This window comes from Oceanospirillum maris DSM 6286 (assembly GCF_000422865.1).
Lineage (GTDB): Bacteria > Pseudomonadota > Gammaproteobacteria > Pseudomonadales > Halomonadaceae > Oceanospirillum > Oceanospirillum maris.
This window is the reverse complement of the sequence record NZ_AUGW01000027.1, coordinates 18,121-36,890: the sequence shown is the minus strand read 5'-3', so window position 1 is coordinate 36,890 and position 18,770 is coordinate 18,121. Positions and strand designations below refer to the sequence as shown.

The window sequence follows — 18,770 nt, the reverse complement described above, 5'->3', positions numbered from 1 at the left end:
TCCATAGCCACATAACAATCCCTGCCCACTACTTACCTGTTACCTGCCCACTACTTACCTGTTACCTGCCCACTACCTATTTCTTATCCTTGCCTGTTTATCTCTGTTGAACCTTACCCAACATCAAATAACACGCTTCTCTGATATACTTAAAGCTACCAAAATTAAGCTGTCCTCACAATCAAAATGACTTATTAGTCACAAAAAACCACATAAAAAAACGTTATTATCGGATAAGTATTTCTTCTATATAAATAGTCACTTATGTATATCTTGTCACGATACAAAACCCTACCCAACTAGAAGGTATCAACCCTACCCTTTCGGAGTCATTTTTATGGACACATCACTCCCTAGCACATCATCACAACTGGCAAAACTCTTACAACAATCTGTTGCGATTGCGAAAGAAGCTGGCCGACTGATTCAGGATCTTCGAGACAACCAAGCGTTCACCGAGGATTACAAACAAAACCAAGAATTAGTCACCAGTGCAGACTTAAAATCTGACCAGATGATCCGCGCACTATTGCAGCTATCCTTCCCTAAGCACGGTATTTTATCGGAAGAATCATCCCCTGATTATTCCGACACCGACACGCTGTACCAGCCGCTATGGATTATCGACCCCATCGACGGCACCGTAAATTACGCCCACGGCCTGCCCCATGTTGCTATTTCCATTGCCTATGCTGAACAGGGTGAAGTGAAAGTTGGCGTTGTGTATAACCCTTTTTTAGACGAGTTATTCACCGCAATCAAAGGAGAGGCCGCCAAGCTAAACGGTAAAGACATTCAAGTCAGCCAAACCACCGAACTCCATAAAGCCTTAGTTGCCACCGGCTTTCCCTACGATAAAACGTTAATTCCGACACTAATGCCTCGACTTCATCGTGTATTAAATAACTGTCAGGATATTCGCCGTATTGGCTCAGCAGCACTTGATCTTTGCTATGTCGCCAGCGGTCGTATTGATGGCTACTATGAAACCGTATCCCCTTGGGACTTTGCCGCCGCCCGCTTAATAGCGCTACAAGCTGGAGCCTTAGCCGGTCATTTAGATGGCTGCCCGAAGGACTACCCTGAAAGCCTTTATGGCCAGCAAATGCTCGTCGCCAACGCTACGATATACCCGCAGCTTGAACAGCTATTAGCCTCCACCGATGACTAAATCCAAGCATCTAACCTTCGCTAGAGACTGAAATGGAAAAAAATATAGAAAAAAACAGTGCAGAGCAAAATCTTGACTATAGTTACGAGTGTAAAGCGAAGTCTTGATCAAATTAAAAGCCCTTAACAACCCCACAAAATCATCAGCACCAGAGCAAAAAAGCCAAAACAAAAAAAGGAGGTTCAAAAAAATCAATCAACACAAAATAAAGCCATGAAAAAAATGCCATACAGAAAACCTCAAACGAACCATCATCAGAACGAGATGAAGATAGCCATAAGCAAAGTGAATAAGTAAAAGTCATCGGAGGGAGCCTTTATGTTAGAGGCGATGCTCACCGAAGTTTTCGGGCAATGCCCTTATTGCGGCTCCGCACTGGAAACAGCGGTAGATACAACAGGAGGAGATCAGGATTATTACGAAGACTGCCAAACCTGCTGTGCACCGATACATATACAGGTACGTGTTAGCATAACAGGTGAGTTATTAGGGGTTGAATTTAAACGGGAGGATGACGCATAACCCATCACGCTAAGAATCATATTTAGACATAGCACCGACACACTAGGTAAACACAAACAGAAAATAGAAGGAGTTCCATTTTTTGACCCATTACAGATCAGGTATTTTACATTGAAAAAAGTGCAGCCTTTCAAGTCTGTACAGACGTTAAGCCATAAAGAAGATCAATTGAATTTATACCCTCATTAAAGTCCCGTACGGCTCATGCTTACGGGACTTTCCTATTATTAAGCCGTTGCATTTATCGGTTTTATCTATCTTTACCATTCGTCCATTCCATTAGCGCACCCCATCTCTTACCAATAAAATCCCTGCTATAAGATCACGCAAATTTTCAGACTCTGTTAAAATCCCGTCATCATCATAAAAATAGAACATATTAAAGCCAGAACATATTGAAGCAGAGCTTACAAGAGCAAAGCACAGAGCGGCATAGCTGGTAATTAGGCCCGCCGCCCCCATATAGATCTGCAACGAACAAGATCATCACTTGATTATTGACGTATTAACCAGAGCCACACACGGCTCGCCGGGAGAGCACCATGAGCGAAAACCGTCACGAGAAACTGATTATTCTGGGTTCCGGCCCTGCAGGTTACACCGCAGCCGTCTACGCCGCCCGCGCCAACCTGAAGCCTGTCATCATCTCAGGTATGCAGATGGGCGGTCAGCTGACCACCACGACCGACGTGGATAACTGGCCCGGTGCATTTGACGGTATTCAGGGCCCTCAGCTGGTTGAAGACATGCGTAAACACGCCGAGCGCTTCGACACCGAAATCGTCTTCGACCACATCAACGAAGTGGAACTGACCCAGCGCCCCTTCACCCTGAAAGGCGACAGCGGCACCTACACCTGTGACGCGCTGATTATCGCCACCGGCGCAAGCGCACAGTATCTGGGCCTGCCAAGCGAAGAAGCTTTCATGGGCAAAGGTGTTTCTGCCTGTGCCACCTGTGATGGTTTCTTCTACCGTAATCAGGAAGTAGCGGTTGTCGGTGGTGGTAACACCGCTGTTGAAGAAGCCCTGTACCTGTCTAACATCGCCAAAAAAGTCACCCTGATCCACCGTCGTGACAGCCTGCGCTCTGAGAAGATCCTGCAGGACAAACTGATGGAGAAAGTTGCCAACGGCAATATCGAAGTGATCTGGAATCACACACTGGACGAAGTTCTGGGTGATGACATGGGCGTTACCGGCCTGCGCCTGAAAGCCACCGAAGGCGATGCCACCCAGGAGATCAGTGTGATGGGCGTATTTATCGCCATCGGCCACAAGCCAAACACCGGCATCTTTGAAGGTCAGCTGGAGATGAACGGCGGCTACCTGAAAGTACAATCCGGTCTGGAAGGCAACGCCACCCAAACCAGCATCGAAGGTGTTTATGCCGCAGGTGACGTTATGGATCACGTCTACCGTCAGGCGATCACCTCAGCCGGCACCGGCTGCATGGCAGCACTGGACGCAGAACGCTTCCTGGACAGCCAGGGCTAATCAGCGTCTTCTGCTGAACGCCAGAAAAAAATCCCCGCTCAATAGCGGGGATTTTTAACAATTCATATTTTGAAACTTTCTACCTGAAGAACTGTAAATAAGATACTGGCCTTCAAAACCTAAGAGCTTTAACAAATATTCAGCAACTATGTCTTTAATACTCGCATAGAGTTCAAACATTTCTTCCAGCTCCAAGCCACAAAGACCTGTATGGATTATGTCATTCCTCAATTTTACAATTTTAGCTAAGTCCGGCTCCATACCTTGCTCTTGAAACATCTCTTCAAGAATTTCTCGAAAGCTTGCTCGATTTTTCTTATTTGTGACTCTGTAGAAAAAGCCATTCTTAAAGAAGAAATTGCTGCTCATTGAGGCAAAAGAATGTTTCAGATTCTCCAGAAGGATAAACAAATTCGCAAGCTTTACCTCCATCGGAAGATCGACGCAATCGGCCAGGACATAATACTCAAAGACCTGCGGTAAAAAACGCTCCTCTCGATACTTCTCGAATTGAGGAAAACAGCATTCAATAAAATGTTTAACCTCATCTCCTAACAAGACATTAACGACAGGCCTGTGTGCACCAACAACACCCATCGTAAACCACTCTTCGCCTCTAGATACAGGGCTTAACTTCCATCTATAAAATCTAACTTGAGAATCAGTGCCAAAACTCATCAAATTCGCCAGTGAGTACCCAACACTCTTAAGAACATCTATATCTTTCTCAGAAATATCATGCACAATAAATTTAGTACTTGGGAACAACTGACCGGCGACTTTCGAGCGGTGTTGCGGGAAAGCGCTATCAGACTGATACAACTCTAAGTCATAACCCGCCAACTTTAGCCTAATCAATGATCGAACCCTATAATTTGATCTCAGTTCGACCATCTCTTGACCATTGATTAAACAGTTAGCTAAATAACCGATGAAGTCCATTTCCTAACCCTCTATGCTACTTAATATTTTGCTACAACTAACGATTCAAACGCGCTTCCACTTCATCCCGTAAGCCACGGGACTCTGCGTAGCGGCGGTTAAAGGCGGCGAAGTAGTTTTCCACGGTGTCTGCCGCTTCACTTTCCCCGGCCTGTTTTAACAACTCGATGCCAACTTCCACGGTACACAGGTGCTGATCACTGGCGGGTTTACGCAGGGCGTAACGGGTCAGGCGGTCGGTTTTTAACGGCAGTACCGGCAGGTTATCCAGATACGGGCTCTTGCGGAAAATCCGCCGCGCCTGTCGCCAGGTGCCATCCAGAATAATAAATACCGGAATCTTCTCCGGTAACTTTTCCCGCTCCGGTTCAAAAGACACTACCCGATGGGCGTAATCCTCCATATCATCTGGGAAGATAATAAAAGGCTGGTACTGCTCGTCTGCTAACAACGCCAGCAGTTTAAGATCTGGACTGGTGCGGTACCAGTAAAACACCTGAGTCTGTGGCAGGCAGTCCGCCAGCAAACGACCGGTGTTGGTCGGTTTGTAGATCTCCTCCGGGTGCATGATCAGCCAGACCTGAGCACGGCAACGGACGTTTTCTGGCCGTAGATCACAAATACAGTAATTCTTCGCCATCAAACAACCCGTACAACGCGTCACTCGGGAACCTCGGGCGGCGAACGGTTTACGGGGTGTATCAGGGGCCGGTGGCATAGGCAGAGAAAACGGCTTGGACATTCAGTAAGTTTCCGGGGATGAGTGTTAGAGAATCGGTGTTCAGGGTTATGCATTCCCACGCGGAGCATGGGAACGAGTTATGCAAAAAGACGCTGTTAACGGGTATCAAGCGTGCTGCAAACCAGGAATACCGGACAGATCGTCAATGCCGTTTGCCAGAAGATAATCCACCAGTACCGGCATAGCACTACCGGCAGGCTCGCGCAGATAAAACGCTGGGGTATCCGCAGAGGCTTTAGGATCGACAACAATACGTGCAACATGACTGGGCGCGGCACTCGCAAGAAAAGAAGCCGGTTGTACCTGCAACGAAGTACCCACCACAATCACCAAATCCGCCATTTGTGTCACTTCATGTGCGATAGGATACATGGGCACATCTTCGCCAAACCAAACAATATGCGGACGTAATTGGCTCCCTTTATCACACATATCACCAGGGTGAATATCACTCTGCCCTAGGTTATGAATCAGGCGGTCATCCAGTGTACTACGAGCTTTGAAGATTTCGCCATGCAGGTGTAAAACCTCTGTTGATCCGCCACGCTCGTGCAGGTCATCGATATTCTGGGTAATAACGGTCACTTTAAAACCGTCTTCTAGATGGGCAATCGCTTTATGGGCAGCATTAGGCTCTGCCTTGCGGATCTGTTCGCGGCGTTCGTTATAAAAGCGTAGCACCAGCTCTGGATCACGCTGCCAAGCTTCTGGCGTGGCAACATCCTGTACATTATGTTTTTCCCACAACCCATCGCCATCGCGGAAGGTTTGAATACCGCTTTCTGCACTAACACCAGCACCGCTTAACACCACAATATGCTTTTGCTTGTTCTCGCTCATCATCTGCCCTTATTCTATTTGATCCGCTTCATCGTCCCTAGAGGCTTGCTGCGCATTTTGCTCACTAAACACCCACTGATAAACCTGCTGCCCACTGCCGAGATACTTACGTTCAAAGGGCGTTAATACAGGTTCAGGTTCAATAGCCACTACTTGTTCTGACAGTTTATCCAAAAAATCCTGACTGATATGGTTTAAATCATCAGCCAAGGTATCGCAGGTAGGCAAACGTAGCAGACTAACCGCCTGAGCCATTTCCTGCACATAAATTTTCCAGTTACTACGGCACTCAAAGCGACCTCCTAACGCTGCGATATAGGGCAACATAGGGCCACCTTGCCAACGCAGTTTGAACTGGCTTTTCTTCGGATAAGGATTTGGATACAACAAATAATGCCGCTCTGGCTGCCAACCGGCCTCTACCGCTAACCGCCAAAAATCCAATAAATTGGCACGAATTAACAGGGCATTATTCGGCAACTCGCCTAACTTCCGGCTCAGGCGATCTTCCGACTGATCAACTCCGATCACCGCATGATCGGGAAACATCCCTGCCAATTGGCGGGTGCTTTCACCAACGCCACAACAGCTATCCAGAATCAGCGGCTTGTTTTGCCCCCGTAGCCAGTTATTAGCTTTCTTGAAGGCATCAATATTGTGCTGCTGATAAGGCTTTTTAAACGGCTGGCGGCAGTGTTTAAAAACACGCTCGGCCAAGCCTTCATGGGGGCCATCTTGGGTAGTATGAATCTCCCGAGAATTACCAAAGCTTTTATTACCGTGTGGCCGGTGCTTCATCGTGTTAGCCCTATAACCGTTAGTCTCGGGTTTACAACCCTTAGTGCTAGACTCACAATCTTTACTACGAACCTCGTATCAACCTTTAATACAAAACTCATGCTGGGGTTTCTCCTTGCTCAAAACGACGCAACATCTGGATCTCATCCGCCCAGATCTCAGGCTCTATGGTTTCCAGAACCAAGGGAATGCCATCAAAACGATGATCCTGCATCATCCAGCAAAACCCTTCCAACCCGATCTCGCCTTTACCTAGGCTGTGATGACGATCCAAACGACTATTTAGGCCGCCTTTGGAATCGTTCAGATGCATACCGTATAAATAGTCAAAACCCACGGTATCTGAAAAATCAGCAAAGGTTTTATCACAAACCTCAGCGGTACGAATATCATAGCCCGCAGCAAACATATGACAGGTATCCAAACAAACACCCACTCGCTTTTTATCTTCCACCTGATCAATAATCGCCGCCAGATGGTCAAAGTGCCAGCCGAGGTTACTCCCCTGACCGGCAGTACATTCAATCACGGCGATCACATCTTCCGTCTGCGCCAGCGCCCAGTCTATCGACTCTGCAATACGGCTTAAACAATCGGCTTGGTCGATTTTTCGTAAATGGCTACCAGGGTGAAAGTTTAGATAGGTTAAACCCAGCTGTTCGCAACGCTGTAGTTCATCCAGAAAAGCATCCCGAGATTTCTGTAATGGCTCAGCTTCTGGGTGCCCTAAGTTAATCAGATAACTGTCATGGGGCAGGATCTGCTCTGGCTTAAAGCCATGTTTTTCACAGTTATGCTTAAACTTACGAATAGAAAGGTCATCCAGCGGCTTAGCCTGCCAACGGCGCTGATTTTTAGTAAACAATGCAAAGGCATTGGCACCGATCTCTTTCGCATTCAAAGGGGCATTAAACACACCGCCACTGGCGCTTACGTGGGCACCGATATATTTCATTATGCTCTCCTAATCCTCTTCTAGCCTTTCATCTAATCCCTAGTTAGCGACACTAACTCCCATAGAGACGGCAGAAAAAAGCGGCCATTGTACTCGAAGCACCCGCCTATCCCTAAAAACTTCTCCCCTTAAGCAGGCGACAGTCGATGTAGACAGTAGTCGCGTTCATCCCATAGCGGTATGCTAGAGCAAAGAACCTCACAGGGAGACTTGGTTATGCCTTCAACTGCACACCCTTTAATTAATGCCCAACAGCTTTGCCAACAATTACAATCTTCCGATGCCCCTATCGTGCTGGACTGTCGCTTTTATTTGCAAGACCCCGCCGCCGGCCAAGAAGCCTATATGGCCCAGCATATTCCTAAGGCTCAATATGCCGATCTTGACCAGCACCTATCCGCGCCCGTGGAAGCCGGTGTAACAGGCCGACATCCCTTGCCGGATAAAGCAGCGTTCGCCCAACAGCTACAGCAGTGGGGCATTACCGTAGAGCGTCCTGTTGTGGTTTACGATCAAAATAATGGAGCCATGGCGGCAGCTCGCGCGTGGTGGTTGCTGCGTTATGCAGGTATAGAACAGGTACAGGTACTTGATGGCGGTTTAGATGCGTGGTTAGCGGAAGGCTTAACCACAGAGACCAGTGGGCAGCAACAGAGCAACTCGCAATCGTCTACGCCTAACACACTGTCAGAGCTAAGTTGGCAGGATGAAAAACTGATTAGTGCCCAACAGCTGCTACTGAAAAAGCCTGTATTATTAGATGCCCGAGGGTTAGAGCGCTTCGCAGGAGAAGTAGAACCGATTGACCCTGTGGCAGGCCATATTCCAAGTGCCCAGTGCGTGCCTTTTACCACACTGGTTAATGAGCAAGGAATGTTCCTACCCGCCGAGCAACTGAAAGAAACTCTTAGTGCCTTGGATACAGATCAAGCGACAGCGGTTTATTGTGGTTCTGGTGTCACCGCGTGTCATCTGGTGCTGGGCGCGGTCATTGCAGAGCTACCAGAACCGCGCCTGTATGCCGGTTCATGGAGCGAATGGATTACCGATAGTATCCGCCCGATTGAGACTGGCCGAGAGAATGAGGTTAGCGGAGAGTAAAGCGGTAGTATTCCCACGCAGAACGTGGGAACAAGCCAGATAAGGGAATGCCCTGGCTCTCACGTCTGCGTGAGAGCCCGTCATCACACCAAAACTACCACGGCCCCACCACGTAACCCAGTTTCTCTGGCAGCCAAAGCGCAATACCTGGCACCAGCATTACCAACAGCAAGCTACAGGCCATCGCAACGATAAAGATCAGCGCCCAGCCGATGGTGTGCTCTAATCGAATACCGGCTATTCGAGTCGTCACCATCAGGTTAACAGCAACCGGTGGTGTGAACTGCCCGATGGCAATATTCATCGCGAGTAGAATACCGAACCAAACCGGATTCCAGTCAAAGTGCTGCATCAGCGGTAAGACAATGGGGATCAAGATCAGATAGATAGAAACCGCATCCAAAAGCATACCAGCCAAGAGCACCAGCAGCATCACCAACAGCAACAGCACCCAACCGCTTTCCGATAACGAAAGTAACGCCTCGGCCAGATGCTGGAAAGTGCCCAGCGTAGTCCCCGCCCAAGCAAAAATACCCGCCAGTGCGATAATCAACATCACCACGCCAGAAGTCACCGCCGCATCCGTTGTCAGATCAAAAAGATCTTTAAAACCGATATTCCGGTAGATCAAACTCCCCACAATAACACCGTAAGTCACCGCAACAACCGCCGCTTCCGTTGGCGTAAAGAGACCGGAACGCAAACCACCCAGAATAATGATCGGGGCAAATAATGCCGGAATAGCCGCTTTAAAACTCTCCCATATTGGTGGGCGTTCTGAAGCTTCTGGATCTTCCCAGCCATGTTTACGTGACAACCATAATGCCGGTACCAATAGTGACAAACCTGCCAAAATACCCGGAAACAAACCCGCAGCGAACAGTGCTCGCAGATCCACACCCGGCACCACAATGGAGTAGAGAATCAACGCAATAGAAGGAGGAATCAAAATAGCGGTGGACGAAGATGCCGCAATTAACGTAGCCGAGAAGGGTTGTGGATAACCTGCTTTGCGCATACTTGGCAGCATCACCATCGCCACAGCAGCGGCATCCGCAGGGCCAGAGCCACTCATACCACCCATAATCAAGCAGACCAGCACCGCAACCACCGCCAAACCACCATGACGGGGGCCGATAATCGCCTGAGCAAACCGCACAAGACTTGCAGCCACCCCAGCACGCTCAAAAATAAGTCCGGTGAGGATAAAGAGCGGAATCGCAATCAGCGGGTACTTAGCAACACTGTTATAGGTATTGGTGCCCATTGTTGCCAGCATATCTGGCGACAAGCCGGTGACAATACCAACGACACCGCCTAATCCCAGAGCGATCGCCACAGGAACACCTAGCAGTAATGCCAGTAAGAAGCTGGCAATCATTAATAGATCAGGACTCATGCACAACCTCCTCGTCAAGCTTGCCACGCTGTCGATCCACTAGGTTTTGAGTCATCCGTATCATGATCGCCACTGCCATTAACGGTAACCAGATAACATAGATCCAACTAGGTAACCCCAACCCTGGTGACAAGGATTCCCATTGGTACTCTTCAAGCGCAAAAATAGCGCCGTACCAAGCAGTGATACCCAGCACGACCATACCGGCCAGCCATTGCAGTACATAAACCACACGAAGTAGAGGCTTGGGCAGATGATGCTCAATTAACTCAATACGAATATGCTGGTTGTGACGAGCAGCCACCGCAGCACCAGCAAAGGTCAGTAACACCAGAAAAAATACCGAGAATTCTTCGGTGAAGGCAAAAGAAGCATCCGTTGCATAGCGAACAATAACATTACCAAGGCTGATCAAGCAGATCGCGATCAATGCCAAACTGGCAAGCCAGGCCTCAGGCCTGAATTTAGGACGGCGAGTTGACATTTCAGTCTCCATCAAAGCAACAACGCCCGCACAATGGGCGGGCGTTTAAGCAAACACACAGAATTACTTGCGATTAGCAACCGCTTCTTGAGCCTGCTTTACCAGTTCTTCACCAATGCGCGGTGTCCACTTTTGATAAACAGACTGAGTTGCCTTAACAAAGGCAGCATGTTGCTCTGCGGTCAGATCCGTTACGGTTATGCCGCGCTCTTTAATTCTCGCCAGCGTTGCCTCTAGTTCGCTACGGGATTTTTCTTTTTCCCATTTACCTGCGTCAATAGCCGCTTGTTTTAGCAGTTTTTGGTCTTCTGGTGAGAACTGACGCCACACCCGAGTACTAACACCAAACACCAAAGGATCCGCCATATAACCCCAGCGCGTTAGGTGAGCCTGACCAACCTGATCAATACGCGCCACATCAAAAACAGAGATAGGGTTTTCCTGTCCATCAACGGCACCTGTGGTTAATGCAGGTTTTGCATCCGCCCAGCTCATCTGAGTAGGGTTAGCACCCAAAGCGGTAAACGTATCTTGGAATAGAGGCGAACCTACGACACGGATTTTCAAACCTTTAAGATCTTCAGGCTTATCAATTTTCTGTTTAGAATTAGACAGCTGACGGAAACCATTTTCACCCCAAGCCAGTGGCGTAACGCCACGTTTCTCGATGCCCTTAAAGACAGCCTTACCGGCTTCCCCTCCAGTAATCGCATCAATAGCCGCATGATCAGGCATTAAGAAAGGTAGGGAGAATAGGTTTAGTTCTGGCACCTGTGGCGACCAGTTAATCGTAGAACCCACAGCCATATCAATCAGGCCAGAGCGCATCGCCGAAAACTCTTTCGTTTGGTCACCAGAGACCAACTGAGAGTTACTGTAGATCTTCATATTAATACGGCCTTCTGAGCGTTCTTTAACCAGCTCGACCCATTTATCAGCAGCCTGTCCCCAAGGGAAGGCAGAAGGCAGTACAGTAGAAACGGTGTATTCCGTTTTGTATTCAGCGCTAGCGATCGGGCTTATCAGCAAGCAAGCAGCAATGGCGGTCATAAAAGTACGACGTTTAAACATATGTCATGTCCTAATTGTTATGGTGTAGCAGGCAGGGATTGCATTATAAAGCGACCGATTTGAGTTATAGGGTAGTTGGTCACTATGGGAATGATTATAAAGGGGAAGGGAAAGCTCGCGCAAAACGAAATACCTTATTTCTGCAATATGTTTGGCAAAGATAACGTTTAGAGAGGGAGCTGCCAGAAAAACATCGACTAAAGTCCAAACACCTTCAACCCACGCATCACTATTTTTTAAAACGCTCGTTTACAAATGAGGTCTTTCGCTTAGAAAGCGGCGCAAGGTCGACGCAAACTTTCTAGACCAGCAAACCCATGATTTAGATTGCATTTTGCTGTCTAGAAATCATCAGAGAAGACCTCGAACTTCGAAATATAAACATTATTCTTTTGATAACGCCTCAAACAGCGCTATAAATTGCCCAGTCAACTTATGCTTAGGCACATAGTGAATCAGCGGTTTATTCTGCTGATGGGACTCGCGCATTTTAACCGATGACATTAAATGCACCGACAGTACCGGATGACCTTCTGCTAACAATTCACGCACCAACTGTTGCGGTAATTTAGCCTGTGGCTGCATCTGGTTAACAATAATGCCCTCAACCGTTAAATCAGGATTATGATCGGTACGCATCTCATCAATATTACCCAAAAGCTGCCCTAAAGCATGCCGAGAAAAAGCATCACAATCAAAAGGTATTAAGCAGCGCTCGGCACCAATCAGTGCCGAGCGGGAGAAGAAATTAAGCGCAGGGGGTGTATCGATAAAAATTTGATCATAAATTTTAGCCTGCTCTTGTAACATCTCTTTTAGCTTGTAGATTTTGTAGCGGGATTCTAATTTCCCCTCTAAGCTTTCCAGATCACGATGGGCCGGTAGTACATGCAAGTTATCCCACGGTGTCGGTTGAATAAGCTGTTCCATGGTTTTACGTTGGGACGAAATAGCCAAGCACTGTTCAAAGAAATCAAACAGTGTATGGTCTATATCTTGAACCGCTTTGCCAATGAGATAATGGCTCGAATTACCTTGGGGATCTAAGTCGACCACAAGGGTTTTTAGCCCTTTGCTGGCGCTAATAGCAGCCAAATTACAGGTGATACTTGATTTACCCACACCGCCTTTCTGGTTGAAAACTACCCTGATCATAACGTCTCCCTCTTTGCAGTTGTGCAAGCGTTTATTCGGCACTGCAGCATAATATTGAGTGTATTCATTTTACGGCTCAGGGTCGAGTCTATAAGCGCACTAAAAAATACGCTAAAAAGAGAGACAGATCCCCTTATTAATTTCCCCCAAAAGACACAAATACAGGGATAAAATCCGCGCTTGGCGGGCATTCAGCCATAGCCGCGCCCTTTTCTAAGTGATAACATTCTCGGCCTAATTTTTTAAGGCGGCGTTTCATTTTAACGTCGCCAACTACCACAGAGTTTGGCTTCAAGGTTGTGTAATACCTATCAGCCATCCCCAACGAACGAAGCCAATAGATGACACCCTAGTCATCTTAGCGATCTATTATCGTTGCGACTCCGATCGTTGCGACACCGTCATGAGGAGTGGGGCTTGTCACAGTTACCGGTAATTATTGGTTTTGGCGGCGTTAATGCTGCAGGCCGTAGCTCAGGTTTTCAGAGCTTCCGTCGCACCGTTTTAAACAATCTTAGCACCACACAGCAGGCGCAAACTATTGTCAGCTTAGCGTGCATGATGGGACTATTGTCAGAAAAAGAGGGTCAGTGGATCACTCTGGAAGGCGATATATTAGCCCTAGATGCTGCCGCTGATCTTTTGCGTGATCAAGTGTTAGACAACACGCTCATTCGTAAAACCCATCCTGATCTATTTGATGTTGATGCCATGCCCGCCAATGCGAGGCTCACCATCAACCCTGACCAAGAATATCTAAGCTTTACGCTTCGCCCTCGCCAAATGCCTGAAACCACACCTGACAACTGGCAGGTCGAAACGCTAGAAAATGGCCACTTTAAAATTATTCTAACGGGTAGTTTTGAAGCCTTGATTCCCGATGGCCGAGAAGCGGGTGTTAAAGCCTCCGCCCAGATACCTACGGGCTTTAATCCGGGCGAATATTACCGCTCTGTCCACCACCCTCGCGGTTTGCAGATGGCTCTTTTTGCGGCCTCTGACATGCTAGGTAATACCGGCTTGGATTGGGATACGGTAAAAGACACCCTGCGCCCAGATCAAATGGCGGTTTATGCCGGTAACTCCATTGGCCAGATGGATCATTACGGCTGGGGCGGCTTAATGCAGAGCTTTGTCAACGGCAAGCGTGCTACGTCTAAACAGATGCCACTAGGCTACGGCCAAATGCCCGCAGACTTTATCAACGCCTATGTGTTGGGAAGTGTGGGAGCAACCGCCGGTCATCTTGGTGCTTGCGCCAGTTTTCTGTACAACCTGCAGGCGGCGGTAACTGATATCCGTTTGGGTCGTCGTCGGTTAGCGGTTGTCGGCACCAGTGATGCACCAGTCACACCGGAGATTATCGAAGGCTTCCGCGTAATGGGTGCCTTGGCCGATGATGCTAGCCTAATGGCATTGGATGCCTTAGAAAAACTGACCGATGCTGATTACCAGAAAGCTTGCCGTCCTTTTGCTGAGAATTGCGGCTTTACCATGGCCGAGGGTGCGCAATACTTGATGCTAACCGATGACACTCTAGCCCTAGAGCTGGGTGCTCAAATTTTCGGTTCAGTGCCAGAAGTATTTGTGAATGCTGACGGCTATAAAAAGTCGATCAGTGCGCCTGGGATTGGTAACTACGTCACCTTGGCAAAATCTGCCGCCCTTGTGCGCTCTATTCTGGGTGAAGAATCACTGCGCCAACGCAGCTATGTTCACGCCCACGGTACAAGCACCCCTAAAAATCGGGTGACAGAATCCCATGTGCTAAACCAAGTCGCCAAAGCCTTTGACATCAAAAGCTGGCCTATTGCCGCGATTAAATGCTACGTCGGCCACTCCCAAGGTACCGCCGCCGGAGACCAAACGATTAGTGCATTAGGTACATGGGCTCACCAGATGATCCCAGGTATCGCCACGACAGACAAAATTGCCGATGATGTTCACCAGAGCAATCTGGAGTTCTCTCAGCAAGCCATTGATCTGTCTAACCGCCCAATGGATACCGCCTTTATCAACGCGAAGGGCTTTGGTGGCAATAACGCCACCGGTATTATCTTTTCGCCAGAAGTCACTCTGGAAATGCTCACTAAAAAGCATAGCCAAGCGGCGATTGATTCATGGCAAGAGAAGGTACAGCTGCAGCAAGCTCGTGCGGCAGAGTATCAAGCAGAAGTGGATGCCGGTCGATTTAGAGTGATCTATCACTTTGGTGACCGTGAGGTATTAGAAGGCCCAGAACTGCAAATCACGGATAAAACCGTGCATATCCCAGGCTACGCACAGGATGTCAATTTAGAGCTGGATAACCCTTTCTCAGATATGAGCTAACGCGTTTATAGGCTCCCGTTTATAAACTCTCGCGCAGTCGATATAAAGCCCTAGGCCATTACGTTGAAAAACGTATATGACCTAGGGCTTTTTATTTTCAAGCTAACGATTAGATCAGCTTACTCAACGACAAACAGCGCATCAATAACTTCACCAGCTAGAATACTACCCAGCCGTCTAACCGCTAGGTGCTTAGCCCTATCTTCTAAACCGGAAACCCCTTTAGCTTCACGGTCAAAGGCACCAATGATGCGGTTGTCGCTGTCACGGATCTGTACCGCAGAACGAGCAAAGACATAGTGGGTACGGTTCACATCTTTACGATTAATGCCTAATGTGTAAGTTAAACGTAAATCAGCATCGGCATCACCGGCTGTGCTTAAACGTAACCCCAGCTTTGTCATCTCTTCTGCTATCGTTGCATCTAAAGCCTTTGCCGCAGCATTACTCGGGGAAAGCGTGATTTTTAGCGCACCGACTAAAGCGTTTAACTTTTTCCGTAGATCCACCAGATCAGAGTCGAGGGCGAAGCGGGAAAAACCAGACTCTGCAACAAACTGCAGTTGGCGCACAATTTTGTCACGTTTAGCGAACATCGCTAAAACAGGCACAGCCTCCCGCACTTGATCAATACGACTGACCGGCGTGCCATCAGCCATTTTAGTGGCCGGTAGCTGTTGATCTAATAGCTCAAGATCAAGACTGCTAAGCTGCTCCGCTAACTTGGCCTCTGCGGCCCGACGGTTTAACTCCGCTAGGGCATAATGGGTACGGGTCTCAGGGTTGACCCAGCTATCAGTCCAACGCAGATCCGGTAGTTCAACATCAGGAATTTGACTGCGTACCTTGTCGTTAACCTGCTCAACAAAGCGACTCGTAACACCACCTATCATCTGTAGCTGAGTTTCGCTGGTAAAGTCACTGCTGATCATAACCTCCATCTGGCGAATCAAATCAGCCCGTGCGCGCTCTTTAGCATTCTCTTTCGCGTCAGACTCACTGCCGGTATTGTCCGCACTACCAACGCCATAAACGTACCCAGCCTGTTGTGGAAGCTGATCAACCCATGTCGGTGCTTCACCCGCTTGCCGTGTAGGCGCAGAAGAACAGCCGGTTAATACCGCAGCAGCTAACAGCCATGACATCACGCTGCTTTTTTTTCTGACATTTTGAGTTGTAAAGGCCAAACTCACTCTCCTGTTTATTGACTTCTGGCGCATCTCTTACATCTAATACCGTGTTTATTTCTACCCAAGAGGCTAGCGACTCAGCTTTTTCTTGATCTTCTTCTGACCATTCCAGACCTCACGGCTGGTTGTCATATCGATCAACTTCATATCAACCTGATAGCTGGTAACGCGTACATCATCTAACTGATCCACAAAGCTGTTGATACTGCCTGACAGCGCAAAATTAGCTCCGGTTTCCTGCCCCATTTGAGCTTGAGTTTCCGATGAGGCATTAAGTTCTTGGTCTCGGCGTTCATCTCGAATATCGTCGCGCTCGTCACCACTAACCACAAAATCAACATCGCCAGAACGCAGAAGTTCACGTTTGATATCGTTTACAAAGGTTTCTGATGGAATATGTTCGCTGGTTTTATTACGGATCGTATGGATAACAACGGTTGGTCGTCGAGCATCATCGGTACTCATTTTATAACGGCTTAGCCACGGAAAAGTCAGCATATCCTGCATCATTTCCTTGGAGACAAGGCGTGAATCTTCATCGTTCCAACGATCCGTTAAGGCGATCTCTTTATTGGCATCAACCCGTTCGACCTGTGGTCCACCACAACCTGCAACCAGTACCGCGCTACCCATAATTAAAATAGCACCCAGTTTCGCCATCATACCCATTGGTTTTCTCCTTGAGATTGGATCTATCTATTCTCTATTCGATTGAATGTATAAACATACAGCATTAAGTTATTGAGTAACCTTGCTTGCAGAAAGATTATTTGCTGAAGCATCGGTTGGAACGAAAGTGCGCAGGGCTAAAATTTCTAACTCCCCAGCTTTAAGGTCAACATCATAATCTTGTTTAATCGTCTGCCCTTTTGTAGAGCGACTGGTTAGGGTTATTTTGTGCTGTCCTGGTTCTAACTGTAAACGCTGTACCCGAATATGATGCGGTAACAGCAACCAATTACGGGTATCCGCATTGGTGGTACTTGCGGTCAGCAATTTACCACCAAGCATACCCAAAGCGCCCATATCTTTGACGGCTTCCTGAGTTACCATATTGCGTAATGCTTCTCGGGCCATAGCGCTATTAAGATCGCCTTGGGCCGCAATCACTTGCTGTAGCAAACCTAGCATGGCAACAGAATCCGCTTTGATCATAACCTTCTTACGCTCTACCACTCCCTTGTCACCATCTACAGCGCCCTTAACACTAACATTTGCAGATATTAAGGGCGCGTAGGGGATCGGGTAATAGGGCACAGCGATTCGCACGCCGCCATTGCCTAAAATAACATCGAGTCCGGTATCCCTTACTAAAGACCAAACCGGTTGCAACGTGGTCGCTCGACTATTAAAAAGCACCCCTTCGCTATTGAGAATGGAGCCATCAGAAAAGTCTCGCACGATGTTATAAAGACCTTTATCCGCGTAAAGTATATAAAACCAAGCCATCTGCTCTCGCTGCTCTTGCCGAGTACCAATAGGCACAGGGCGTATCACCAATTGACGGCTGTCGCTGTTAATCATCAATTGCATATTGAGCACCTTACGCTGAGGTGACAAATCAACATGCTGCAAAATCAGTAGTTCTGCTTTTTCTGGCTGATAGAGATAGCGCTTTTTATCTGCAATGCTATTTTTTGATGTCCCAGTGCTATCTAGCCCTTTCGTTTTTACCAGTTGCTGCCAACGACCATTATAACCACCGGCTTTTTGCATCACGCGGATGGTATCACTCCATGCTTGCTTAACCATGTCATGATCAAGATTGTACTGCTTGGCATAACCGTCCTCGTACAACGTGGCAGAACGCTGATAGCTTACGCGGGCATTATCTAGCTCTCCGTATTGCTCATACAAGGCACCCATGACGTAATGGGAGAAAGCTTGATCACGAAACTTAAGCTTTTCTACATCCACGGGATCACCATTTAAGCGACGAAATACCTGGGAGATCTTACTGAAGAGTTTTTCTTCTTTTGTTTTCGCTTGCTCGTAATCCCCAGTTTTAAAGACATTTTCATCCAATAAAATCTGAATACGACGGTTTTCAACCCGAGCACTATCCAAAAGCTGCTCCTGTCGCTGCCCTCTAACCTGCTGCTGCGCCAGCAGCAAATAGTTCAGCATCTTGGTGTAATGCAGATAGATACGCTCATAGAGCTGCCCCTTATAGGAGGCATTACCGGGGTGGGTCATCGCGGAGGCAAGCCAATCTGTCGCACTGGTGCGGTATAGCGATTCGGAGATAAGATAGGCTTGCTCCAGCAGAGCATTGCTGTCCTGATAACGATGATCAAGATGGGCGATCATGCCCCGTTCTAAGAAGTAGAGTAAGCGGTCACGGCCAATCGGCGATAGGCTATCATCAGCAACCTTATCAGCACGGGCATAATCCTGCGCCCGAACATCATCCAATACGGCCTGAACACTATCGCCATAGGTGCTACAGCCAGACAAAACACTTAGCAGTAAACCAATAGAGATCCATGTTGCCAAAGCTTGGTATTTAAATGTTATCGCAAACCATCTGAACAAGGCTAAGATCCCTTTGTTAGCACACCTGTGCCCACCGC

At 47.9% G+C, this 18,770-nt stretch carries 17 protein-coding genes; 5 read left to right on the top strand and 12 right to left on the bottom strand.

The annotated features are described in order from the left end of the window. Positions 1-337 precede the first annotated feature (337 nt). From G517_RS0111140 to trxB, 3 genes are all read left to right on the top strand, one after another. Entirely contained in the window at positions 338-1,171 is an 834-nt protein-coding gene (locus tag G517_RS0111140; protein ID WP_036591276.1) for an inositol monophosphatase family protein, read from the top strand. Between the two features lie 318 nt (positions 1,172-1,489). Continuing rightward, positions 1,490-1,693, top strand: a complete 204-nt coding sequence (locus G517_RS0111130) for a CPXCG motif-containing cysteine-rich protein (RefSeq protein WP_102043367.1) — start codon at positions 1,490-1,492, stop codon at positions 1,691-1,693. 542 nt (positions 1,694-2,235) lie between these two features. Next, entirely contained in the window at positions 2,236-3,189 is a 954-nt protein-coding gene (gene trxB, locus G517_RS0111120; RefSeq protein WP_028304474.1) for a thioredoxin-disulfide reductase, read from the top strand. A gap of 54 nt (positions 3,190-3,243) precedes the next feature. Here the strand turns inward: trxB and G517_RS0111115 are convergent, their stop codons facing one another. The 5 genes from G517_RS0111115 to nfo all read right to left on the bottom strand — a co-directional run bounded on the left by G517_RS0111115 (position 3,244) and on the right by nfo (position 7,466). Next, the gene (locus tag G517_RS0111115) at positions 3,244-4,131 is read right to left on the bottom strand and encodes a hypothetical protein (protein WP_028304473.1); all 888 of its coding nucleotides are present in this window, start codon (positions 4,129-4,131) and stop codon (positions 3,244-3,246) included. 37 nt (positions 4,132-4,168) lie between these two features. After that, positions 4,169-4,873, bottom strand: a complete 705-nt coding sequence (locus G517_RS18810) for a tRNA-uridine aminocarboxypropyltransferase (protein ID WP_051206332.1) — start codon at positions 4,871-4,873, stop codon at positions 4,169-4,171. 105 nt (positions 4,874-4,978) lie between these two features. Further along, on the bottom strand, positions 4,979-5,713 hold the full coding sequence (locus G517_RS18805; RefSeq protein WP_051206330.1) for an SIR2 family NAD-dependent protein deacylase: 735 nt from the start codon (positions 5,711-5,713) through the stop codon (positions 4,979-4,981). Positions 5,714-5,722: 9 nt separating this feature from the next. After that, positions 5,723-6,511 (bottom strand): tRNA (guanine(46)-N(7))-methyltransferase TrmB, encoded by a 789-nt coding sequence (gene trmB, locus G517_RS18800; RefSeq protein WP_051206328.1) that lies wholly within the window; start codon positions 6,509-6,511, stop codon positions 5,723-5,725. A 97-nt stretch (positions 6,512-6,608) separates the two neighbouring features. Then, positions 6,609-7,466 (bottom strand): deoxyribonuclease IV, encoded by an 858-nt coding sequence (gene nfo, locus G517_RS0111090; protein ID WP_028304472.1) that lies wholly within the window; start codon positions 7,464-7,466, stop codon positions 6,609-6,611. A gap of 216 nt (positions 7,467-7,682) precedes the next feature. Here nfo and G517_RS0111085 point away from each other — a divergent pair, with 216 nt between their 5' ends. Then, positions 7,683-8,567 carry a sulfurtransferase gene (locus tag G517_RS0111085; protein ID WP_028304471.1) on the top strand — a complete coding sequence of 295 codons (885 nt, stop codon included), beginning with the start codon at positions 7,683-7,685 and terminating at the stop codon, positions 8,565-8,567. A gap of 94 nt (positions 8,568-8,661) precedes the next feature. Here G517_RS0111085 and G517_RS0111080 read toward each other — a convergent pair whose 3' ends face one another. From G517_RS0111080 to G517_RS0111065, 4 genes are all read right to left on the bottom strand, one after another. After that, the gene (locus G517_RS0111080; RefSeq protein ID WP_028304470.1) at positions 8,662-9,966 is read right to left on the bottom strand and encodes a TRAP transporter large permease; all 1,305 of its coding nucleotides are present in this window, start codon (positions 9,964-9,966) and stop codon (positions 8,662-8,664) included. Beyond that, positions 9,956-10,450 (bottom strand): TRAP transporter small permease, encoded by a 495-nt coding sequence (locus G517_RS0111075; RefSeq protein WP_028304469.1) that lies wholly within the window; start codon positions 10,448-10,450, stop codon positions 9,956-9,958. Before G517_RS0111075 ends, G517_RS0111080 begins: the two co-directional genes overlap by 11 nt. Before the next feature lie 63 nt (positions 10,451-10,513). Beyond that, the gene (locus G517_RS0111070) at positions 10,514-11,521 is read right to left on the bottom strand and encodes a DctP family TRAP transporter solute-binding subunit (RefSeq protein ID WP_028304468.1); all 1,008 of its coding nucleotides are present in this window, start codon (positions 11,519-11,521) and stop codon (positions 10,514-10,516) included. Between the two features lie 384 nt (positions 11,522-11,905). Continuing rightward, on the bottom strand, positions 11,906-12,676 hold the full coding sequence (locus G517_RS0111065; RefSeq protein ID WP_028304467.1) for a ParA family protein: 771 nt from the start codon (positions 12,674-12,676) through the stop codon (positions 11,906-11,908). A 417-nt stretch (positions 12,677-13,093) separates the two neighbouring features. Here G517_RS0111065 and G517_RS0111060 point away from each other — a divergent pair, with 417 nt between their 5' ends. Next, entirely contained in the window at positions 13,094-15,007 is a 1,914-nt protein-coding gene (locus G517_RS0111060; RefSeq protein WP_028304466.1) for a beta-ketoacyl synthase, read from the top strand. Positions 15,008-15,126: 119 nt separating this feature from the next. Here the strand turns inward: G517_RS0111060 and G517_RS0111055 are convergent, their stop codons facing one another. The 3 genes from G517_RS0111055 to G517_RS0111045 all read right to left on the bottom strand — a co-directional run bounded on the left by G517_RS0111055 (position 15,127) and on the right by G517_RS0111045 (position 18,732). Next, complete coding sequence (locus G517_RS0111055; protein WP_028304465.1) at positions 15,127-16,194, bottom strand: LPP20 family lipoprotein; 1,068 nt, start codon at positions 16,192-16,194, stop codon at positions 15,127-15,129. Positions 16,195-16,266: 72 nt separating this feature from the next. Then, on the bottom strand, positions 16,267-16,860 hold the full coding sequence (locus G517_RS0111050) for a penicillin-binding protein activator LpoB (protein ID WP_028304464.1): 594 nt from the start codon (positions 16,858-16,860) through the stop codon (positions 16,267-16,269). A 75-nt stretch (positions 16,861-16,935) separates the two neighbouring features. Continuing rightward, entirely contained in the window at positions 16,936-18,732 is a 1,797-nt protein-coding gene (locus G517_RS0111045; RefSeq protein WP_028304463.1) for a COG3014 family protein, read from the bottom strand. Positions 18,733-18,770 lie beyond the last annotated feature (38 nt).

Bases quoted from the DNA above. Each gene is read 5' to 3' on its own strand.
- G517_RS0111140 (WP_036591276.1), top strand. From the start codon at position 338: ATGGACACATCACTCCCTAGCACATCATCACAACTGGCAAAACTCTTA.
- G517_RS0111130 (WP_102043367.1), top strand. From the start codon at position 1,490: ATGTTAGAGGCGATGCTCACCGAAGTTTTCGGGCAATGCCCTTATTGC.
- trxB (WP_028304474.1), top strand. From the start codon at position 2,236: ATGAGCGAAAACCGTCACGAGAAACTGATTATTCTGGGTTCCGGCCCT.
- G517_RS0111115 (WP_028304473.1), bottom strand. From the start codon at position 4,131: ATGGACTTCATCGGTTATTTAGCTAACTGTTTAATCAATGGTCAAGAG.
- G517_RS18810 (WP_051206332.1), bottom strand. From the start codon at position 4,873: ATGTCCAAGCCGTTTTCTCTGCCTATGCCACCGGCCCCTGATACACCC.
- G517_RS18805 (WP_051206330.1), bottom strand. From the start codon at position 5,713: ATGAGCGAGAACAAGCAAAAGCATATTGTGGTGTTAAGCGGTGCTGGT.
- trmB (WP_051206328.1), bottom strand. From the start codon at position 6,511: ATGAAGCACCGGCCACACGGTAATAAAAGCTTTGGTAATTCTCGGGAG.
- nfo (WP_028304472.1), bottom strand. From the start codon at position 7,466: ATGAAATATATCGGTGCCCACGTAAGCGCCAGTGGCGGTGTGTTTAAT.
- G517_RS0111085 (WP_028304471.1), top strand. From the start codon at position 7,683: ATGCCTTCAACTGCACACCCTTTAATTAATGCCCAACAGCTTTGCCAA.
- G517_RS0111080 (WP_028304470.1), bottom strand. From the start codon at position 9,966: ATGAGTCCTGATCTATTAATGATTGCCAGCTTCTTACTGGCATTACTG.
- G517_RS0111075 (WP_028304469.1), bottom strand. From the start codon at position 10,450: ATGTCAACTCGCCGTCCTAAATTCAGGCCTGAGGCCTGGCTTGCCAGT.
- G517_RS0111070 (WP_028304468.1), bottom strand. From the start codon at position 11,521: ATGTTTAAACGTCGTACTTTTATGACCGCCATTGCTGCTTGCTTGCTG.
- G517_RS0111065 (WP_028304467.1), bottom strand. From the start codon at position 12,676: ATGATCAGGGTAGTTTTCAACCAGAAAGGCGGTGTGGGTAAATCAAGT.
- G517_RS0111050 (WP_028304464.1), bottom strand. From the start codon at position 16,860: ATGATGGCGAAACTGGGTGCTATTTTAATTATGGGTAGCGCGGTACTG.